Genomic DNA, 7,995 nt, shown 5'->3' with positions numbered 1-7,995 from the left:
CTTTTTGGCCCAACCCCGGGAAAGTGTGGTAGCCCTTCGGGCAGGCCGTACGGGGAGGACGGAAAAGCCCAAAAGCAGGCGCGCTGCGCGCGCCCAAGACCACGCGCTGCGCGCGCCCAAGAACGCGCTGCGCCTGGGAACGACGCGAGAGGCGGCCCGCCGGGGCGGGCCGCCTCTCGATCAAGCGGATGACAGCGGTGTTCCTACAGGGTCAGGCTCCACGAGTCGATGTACCCGGTGTCCGCCGAGTACACGTCCTGCACCTGGAGCTTCCAAGCGCCGTTGCGCACCTCGGTCGACACGTTCGCCGTGTACGTCGTGTCGATGTTGTCCGCCGAGTCGTTGTTGGACGACTTCAGCCGGTACGTCGAGCCGTCCGGCGCGACCAGGTCGATCACCAGGTCACCCCGGTACGTGTGCTTGATGTGCACCTCGACCGCGGACGTGGCCGACGCGTTGCCGGTGCAGTTCGCGATGGTGATGGTGCTGCTGACCGCCGCGCCGTTGTCCGGGATGTTCACGTCCGTGGCGTTGGTGGCCGTCGGGCAGGAGCCGGGGGTGCCACCGCCGCCGCCGTACGGGTTGGCCGCCTTCTTCGCCGAGTACATCAGCATCGGCTTGACCTTCGGCCAGAACGTGGACGTCTGGCAGGAGAACGCCGGGAAGAAGCCGCTGCACGTGCCCGAACCCGGGCCGATCTCCCACACGAACGACGCCGTGCCGAGGTCGTCGTACACCCAGTCGTCGGTCGCGCCGGCCGCGTTGTAGAGCACCTCACCGGGCTGGCCGTACTGCCAGCCGCCGGCGATGCTCGCCATCTCCTGCGCCATGCCGCGCAGCGCCGCGTCGTTGCCCGTCTTGTACGACGTCGTCCAGCCCCACGGGAACAGCACGAGGTTCGAGTAGCTGTGCATGGAGATCACGACACCGGTGGTGTCGGCCGGGGCGGCGTCGGTGGTGCCGGTGCCGCGGCGGTCCTTGTAGAGGTTGCGCCACAACGCCTGCAGCGCCTTGGTCTCGACCTCGGAGTTGGCCGACGGGCCCTTGTAGGTCTGGTCGCACGGGTTGGAGGACGTGCCCGCGCCGCCCCAGTGCGAGTCGGTGTTGCGGTTCAGGTCCACGCCGATGTGCGACGACGACGTGCCCGAGCAGTTCGACCCGTTGGTGGTGTTGGCGTTCTTGCGCTGGTAGCGCGGCGTGTTGCCGCCCTGCTGCACGATGTTGACGCCGTCGGGGTTGGCGATCGGCACGACCCACACCTCGGTGGAGTCGAGCAGCGCGGTGACCTCGGCGTCGGTGCCGTAGCCCTGGGTCAGGTGGTCGATCCAGCGGTAGGCCATGTCGCCGGTGGTCAGCTCGCGGGCGTGCAGCTGGCCCATCACGAAGAACCGCGGCTTGGGCGCGGTCGGGCTGAGCGCGCAGTCGCCGGCGTTCTTCTTGGTGATGCAGATGGCGCGCAGGTCGTAACCGCCGGAGCCCTGGGTCTTGCGCCACGAGTCGCCGTAGTCGACGACGGTGGCCAGCGACGAGTACTGCGAGGCGACCGCGTCCAGGTGCGCGTACTGCGCGTTGACGGTGCGGTAGCCGCCGTAGTAGGTCTCCTCCAGCGCCGCCGCGTCCAGGGACTGCGACTTGCGCTTGGGCGGCTCCCACTGCGGGGCGGGCAGCACCTCGTCGATGACCGAGGTGAAGCCCTCCTTCTTCAGCTTGTCGCCGGTGGCCGAGTCACCGAGGACGAACAGGTTGTCGCCCTCCCGCTGCTCCAGCACGTCGAAGCCACGGCCGAGCAGGTCCTGGGCGGCTTTGCCCAGCGGCGCGTGGACCTTGTAGACGTACGTGGGGCCGGCGGGGGCGGCGGTCACCTCGGGTGCGGGGCCCGCGGTGCCGGGGACGCCGCCGTTGATCACCGCGGCGGCCGTGACACCGGCTATCGCCAGTGTCACGAGTGAACGTCTGGTCGACTTCACGGTTGTTCCTCCTAGGCAGGGTTGAGCAGGAGGATGAGCCAAATCGCGACCCTTGCACACCCTCCAACCGGCCATACCTGTTGCTTATGGGCTCGCCTGTTAACGCCGCCCGGCGGGGGACGCGGGCATCCGGCGCAACGCCCTCTGCGACGCTTGACCCTGCCCCTGGGGCACGCCCGAGGCTCGATCGCGTGGAGGAGGTGCGGGTGCTGGTCACCATCGGCGAGTTCGCGCGCAGGTCGCGGCTGTCGCTCAAGGCGTTGCGCCTGTACGAGCGGCAGGGCCTGCTGCGACCGGCGGAGGTGGACCCGTTCAACGGCTACCGCCGGTACGACGAGGACCAGCTCGCGGACGCCCGCCTGGTGGCCCTGCTGCGCCGGCTGGACATGCCGCTCGCGGAGGTCGCCGAGGTGATGGCGGCCCCGGACCGCGCGGCCGTGCTGGCGGCGTACTGGGCGCGGGTCGAGCGGCGGTTCGCGGTGCAACGGGACCTGGCCGCCCACCTCCACGTCGTGTTGACCGGAGGGAAGGGGTTGTCGGAGATGTACGAGGTCCGCGTGCGGGACGTGCCCGAGCAGGTCGTGCTGACCGAGCAGCGGCACGTCGCGCAACTGGAGCTGGAGGAGTGGATGGCCGCCGCCATGGGCCGGGCGGAGAAGGCGGCGGGTGGTTTCGGCGGCGTGTCCGAGGCCCCGTTCGTGATCTACCACGGCGAGGTGAACGAGGACAGTGACGGCCCGGTGGAGGTGTGCGTGCCCATCGCGACCCAGAGTGCCCCGCCCAACGCCCCGGCGCGCGTCGAGCCGGCCCACCGCGAGGCGTACGTGCGGTTGAAGAAGCGCGAGGTCGAGTACCCGCAGATCCTGTCGGCGTACGACGCGGTCGCGCGGTGGGTCGGGGAGCAGGGCCTGGCGGAGGCCGGCGCGCCGCGCGAGGTGTACTGGGCGGACTGGGACGCGGCCGGTCCGGACGACGAGGTCTGCGACATCGCCTACCCGGTGAAGTAGGGCTCGCGGGTTCCGGTGCCCGGCCGCGGGGCCGGGCACCACCCGATCGTGTGACATACAGGATCCGCGACCGATCGCCGCCTCGCGCGTCCCGGTAGATGAGGAGCGCGGGAGACGGGGAGAGGTGCGGGCCGGCCCGGGGCTGGGGAACCAGGCCGGCCCGCGGCGGGGGTGGGCTAGGTCGGCGTCGAGGTGGGGCTAGGACGGCGTCGGAGCGGGCTAAGACGGCGTCGGAGCGGGCTAAGTCGGCGTCGGGTGGGCTGCGGAACCGGATCCGGAACCCCGGCCGGTCGGCGGGAGGGCATGGCCAGGGCGACCAGGGTGCCCACCAGGGCGAAGGCCGCCACGACCGTCATGGACGCCCCGAACCCCGCCGTGAAGTCCGCCGCCGACGCGTACCCGCCGACCCCCGCGAACACGGCCACCGCCACCGCCACGCCGAACACCCCGCCCAGGATCCGCAGCGTCATGAACGCCCCCGACGCCTGCCCGACCTCCGCCGCCCGCACGGCCCCGACCACCGCCTTCTGCGCCGCGGGCATGGCCATCGTCAACCCCACCCCGCCCACGACCAGCGCGGGCAGGACCACGGCGTACCCCGCGCCCGCCGTCGCCGCGATCCACGCCGTCCCGAGGGCCTGCAGCAGCAGCCCGAGGACCACGAACGTCCGCTCGCCCCACCGGTCCGCCAACCGACCGGCGATCGGCGCGCACACCATGAGCGTCGCCGTCCACGGCACCAGCCTCAGCCCGGCCTCCAGCGGACCGTCCCCCAGCACCACCTGGAAGTACTGCGCCAGGAAGAAAAGCGTCCCGTACAGCGACGCGAACACGCAGAAGTTCGCCGGGTTGGCCGTCGCGAACGCCCGCAGGCGGAAGAAGCGCATCGGCAGCATGGGCGCGCGGAAACGGCGCTCCCACAACACAAAGCCGCCCACCAACGCGACACCCGCCACCAACGCGCCGACCACCTCGGCGCTCCCCCACCCCGCGACGTTCCCCCGCACCAACCCCCACACGACGCCGAACGCGCCGGCGGTCACGAGCAGCACCCCGACCAGGTCCAACGGCCCGCCGACGCCGAAGCCCTCGCCCACCCGCCACCGCGTCAACACGACCGCCACGACCCCGACCGGCAGGTTCAGCCAGAAGATCCACTGCCACGCCAGCCCGTCCACCACGACCCCGCCGACGAACGGCCCGCTGAACGTCGCCACCCCGGTGATCCCCAGGTACAGCCCCATCGCGCGCCCGCGCCGCGCCGGCGGGAAGGCGGCGCTCACCAGCGTCAACGACAACGGCAGCACCATCGCCGCCCCGACCCCCTGCACGGCCCGCGCCGCGATCAGCGCCCCGATGTCCGGTGCCAGCGCGCACCCCGCCGACGCCACCGTGAACACCGCCAGCCCGACCACGAACACCCGCCGCCGCCCGAACCGCTCCCCCAGCGCCGCCCCGGTCAGCAGCAGCACCGCGAACGTCAGGTTGTACGCGTTGACCGTCCACTCCAGCGCCTCGACCGACGCCCCGAGGTCCTCCCGGATCGTCGCCAACGCCGTCGTCACGACCAGGCTGTCCAGCGCCATCATGAACGACGCCAACGACGCCAGCCCCAACACCCACCGCTGCGCCGCGGTCACCGCGAACCCCCGCGCAACGACCGGGGCAGCCCGAACGCCGCCAGCAGCGAGTTGTCCACGAACCGCGTCAGCCCGGCGACCCGGTCCCCCGCCATCGTCAGCACGAGCACCCCGTGCGCCCGCGGGATCGGGGTGAGCAGGTAGGCGCCGAACGCCGGCTGCCCGTTCGCCCGCGTCGGGACCAACCGGTGCCGCCGCCCGTCCCGCATCGCGACGGTGGTCAGGAAGTTCCGCACGTCCGCCAGGCCCTCGTACACCATCGGCAGCGGCGGCATGCTCAACCGGACGTCGTCGCTGAGCAGCGCCACGACCGCGTCGACGTCCCCCGCCTCGAACGCCCGGACGAACTCGTCCACCACCCGCCGCTCGCGGGGCGACGGCGGCGACCCCGCCCGACCCGGCATCGCCGCGCGCGCCCGCTTCAACGCGCCCGCCACCGCGTCCGGGGTGGTGCCCAGCATCGCCGCGACCTCGGCGGCCCGGAACCCCAGCACGTCCCGCAGCACCAGCACCACCCGCTGCCTCGGCGGCAACCCCTGCAACGCCGCCAGGAACGCCAGGGACACCGATTCACGCAGCTCGTACCGGGCGTCGGGACCCGGCGCGTGGTCGGCGACCCCGTCGAGCAGGACGTCCGGGTAGGGCTCCAGCCACGCCGGTTCCGCGTGGCGGTGCGACGGTTCGGGCAACGGGACCTCCGGCCGGTAGTCGACCGGCGATCGGCGGTCGCCGGCGCGCAACGCGTTCAGGCAGCGGTTGGTGGCGATCCGGTACAGCCACGTCCGCACCGACGCCCGCCCCTCGAAGGCGTCGATGCCCCGCCACGCCGCCAGGAGCGTCTCCTGGAGCACGTCCTCCGCGTCCTGCACCGACCCCAGCACGCGGTAGCAGTGCAGTTGCAGCTCACGCCGGTGCGGCTCGACGAGCGCCCGGAACGCGTCGCCGTCCCCGTCCCGCGCCCGCGCCAGCAGTTCCGCGGTCCGTTGCATGGTGGTCCTCCCAACCCGTGGTCCTCGCACAGGTATGGACACCGCCGGACCCGGAAAGTGGTCGCTACCCCTCGGACCGGCTCAACCGGACGTCGAGGGCGGTGTGCCGGCGGCCCGCGCCCACGGTGCGCACGGCCTGCCCGATCGCCTTGCGCGACCCGACCAGCACCACCAACTTCTTCGCCCGCGTCACCGCCGTGTAGAGCAGGTTGCGCTGCAACATCAACCACGCGCTCGTGGTGATTGGGACGACCACGCACGGGTACTCACTGCCCTGTGAGCGATGAATCGTCATGGCGTAAGCGTGGGTCAGCTCGTCGAGTTCGCCGAATTCGTAGTCCACGTCCTCGTCCTCGTCGGTGCGAACCGTCAACTTCTGGTCCACCACGTCGATGCCCGTGACGACCCCGAGCGTCCCGTTGAACACCCCGTTCGCGCCCTTGTCGTAGTTGTTCCGGATCTGGGTGACCTTGTCCCCCACCCGGAACACCCGCCCGCCGAACCGCCGCTCCGGCACGGTCGGCCGCGCCGGGGTCAGCGCCTCCTGGAGCACGACGTTCAACGCCCCCGCGCCCGCCGCGCCGCGGTGCATCGGCGTGAGCACCTGCACGTCGGTGCGCGGGTCGAGGCCGAACCGGCGCGGGATGCGGGACGCCACCACGTCCACGGTCAGCGCCGCCGCCTCCTCCGCGTCCTCGCAGGGGAACAGGAAGAAGTCCGGCAGCCCCTGCACCAGCGGGTGGTCGCCGGAGTTGATGCGGTGCGCGTTGGTGACGACGCCGGACTCCTGCGCCTGCCGGAAGATGTGCGTCAACCGCACGTGCGGGACCGGGCCGCCGGGCGCGAGCACGTCGCGCAGCACCTCGCCCGCGCCCACCGACGGCAACTGGTCCACGTCGCCGACCAGCAGCAGGTGCGTCCCGGGCGCGATGGCCTTCACCAACTTGTTGGCCAGCAACAGGTCCAGCATCGACGCCTCGTCCACCACGACCAGGTCGGCCTCCAGCGGCCGGTCGCGGTCGAAGGCCGCGTCACCGCCGGGCTTGAGCTCCAGCAGCCGGTGCACCGTGCGCGCCTCGTGCCCGGTCAACTCGGCCAACCGCTTCGCCGCCCGCCCGGTCGGCGCGGCCAACACCACCCGCGCCCGCTTCGCCACGGCGAGCCGCACGATCGACCGCACGGTGAAGCTCTTCCCGCACCCCGGCCCGCCGGTCAGCACGGCCACCTTGCGCGTCAAGGCGAGCTGCACGGCCTCGCGCTGCTTCTCCTCCAGCGAAGCGCCCAACCACGCGAACGCCCGCTCCCAATCAACCTCGCGGAACGCGGGCATCCGCTCGGCATCGGTGCGCAGCAACCGCACGAGCGACCCGGCCAACGACACCTCGGCCCGGTGGAACGGCACCAGGTACACGGCCGCCTCCCCGTCCGGCATGACCTCCCGCACCACCCCCTCCTCCTCGACCAGTTCGGCCAGGCAGTCGATCACCAGCCCGGTGTCCACCTGGAGGATCTTCACGACGTCGGCGATCAGCCGGTTCTCCGGCAGGAAGCAGTCCCCGTTCCCGGTCGCCTCGGACAAGGTGAACTGCAGTCCCGCCTTGACCCGCTGCGGGCTGTCGTGCGGGATGCCGACGGCCTGCGCGATGACGTCGGCGGTCCGGAACCCGATGCCCCACACGTCCGACGCCAACCGGTACGGCTCGGTGCGCACGACGTCGATCGACCGGTCCTGGTACTGCTTGTAGATCCGCACCGCCAACGACGTGGACACCCCGACGCCCTGCAGGAAGACCATCACCTCCTTGATGGCCTTCTGCTCCTCCCACGCCGCGGCGATCAACTTCGTCCGCTTCGGCCCGAGCCCGGGCACCTCGATCAGCCGCTCCGGCGCCTGCTCGATGACGTCGAGCGCGTCCACCCCGAAGTGCGTGACGATCTTGTCCGCGAGCACCGGCCCGATCCCCTTGATCAGCCCGGACCCGAGGTAGCGGCGAATGCCCTGGATCGTGGCGGGCAGGACGGTCGTGTAATCGTCCACGTGGAACTGCCGCCCGTACTGCGGATGCGACCCCCACCGCCCCCGCATCCGGATCGACTCCCCGGGCTGCACCCCGAGCAACGAGCCGACAACGGTGACCAACTCCCCGCCCCCACGCCCGGTATCGACCCGGGCAACGGTGTAACCGGTCTCCTCGTTGGCAAACGTGATCCGCTCCAAGGTCGCCTCAAGCACCGCGTCCGCCACACCCCCAACCTAACCCCAACCCAACCGCCCTTGACGCGCGCAGCGCGGCCGTAGGGCCTGGTGAGGTCACACCCCAACCCGGGCTTCTTGCTTGTGTCATCTCCGTATGGCCTGCCCGAAGGGCTACCACACTTTTGGCCGGGTGCA

General features: G+C 71.7%; 5 protein-coding genes. 1 reads left to right on the top strand and 4 read right to left on the bottom strand.

The window, feature by feature from the left end; genetic code table 11:
* Positions 1-203 precede the first annotated feature (203 nt).
* Positions 204-1,943, bottom strand: coding sequence for a M14 family zinc carboxypeptidase (locus AB0A74_RS41975; protein ID WP_358258728.1), 1,740 nt, complete (start codon positions 1,941-1,943; stop codon positions 204-206).
* 215 nt (positions 1,944-2,158) lie between these two features.
* Here AB0A74_RS41975 and AB0A74_RS41970 point away from each other — a divergent pair, with 215 nt between their 5' ends.
* Positions 2,159-2,974: a MerR family transcriptional regulator gene (locus AB0A74_RS41970; RefSeq protein ID WP_358258726.1), complete on the top strand. Its 816-nt coding sequence runs from the start codon at positions 2,159-2,161 to the stop codon at positions 2,972-2,974.
* 176 nt (positions 2,975-3,150) lie between these two features.
* Here the strand turns inward: AB0A74_RS41970 and AB0A74_RS41965 are convergent, their stop codons facing one another.
* From AB0A74_RS41965 to AB0A74_RS41955, 3 genes are all read right to left on the bottom strand, one after another.
* On the bottom strand, positions 3,151-4,614 hold the full coding sequence (locus AB0A74_RS41965; protein WP_358258724.1) for an MFS transporter: 1,464 nt from the start codon (positions 4,612-4,614) through the stop codon (positions 3,151-3,153).
* Positions 4,611-5,603: a sigma-70 family RNA polymerase sigma factor gene (locus AB0A74_RS41960; protein WP_358258722.1), complete on the bottom strand. Its 993-nt coding sequence runs from the start codon at positions 5,601-5,603 to the stop codon at positions 4,611-4,613. The genes AB0A74_RS41965 and AB0A74_RS41960 overlap by 4 nt, the downstream gene beginning before the upstream one ends.
* Positions 5,604-5,667: 64 nt before the next feature.
* The gene (locus AB0A74_RS41955) at positions 5,668-7,848 is read right to left on the bottom strand and encodes an ATP-dependent RecD-like DNA helicase (protein ID WP_358258720.1); all 2,181 of its coding nucleotides are present in this window, start codon (positions 7,846-7,848) and stop codon (positions 5,668-5,670) included.
* Between the last annotated feature and the right edge of the window lie 147 nt (positions 7,849-7,995).

Source organism: Saccharothrix sp. NPDC042600 (assembly GCF_040647305.1).
Classification (GTDB): domain Bacteria; phylum Actinomycetota; class Actinomycetes; order Mycobacteriales; family Pseudonocardiaceae; genus Actinosynnema; species Actinosynnema mutabilis.
This window is presented reverse-complemented; position numbering and strand designations above follow the sequence as displayed.

Bases quoted from the DNA above. Each gene is read 5' to 3' on its own strand.
- AB0A74_RS41960 (WP_358258722.1), bottom strand. From the start codon at position 5,603: ATGCAACGGACCGCGGAACTGCTGGCGCGGGCGCGGGACGGGGACGGC.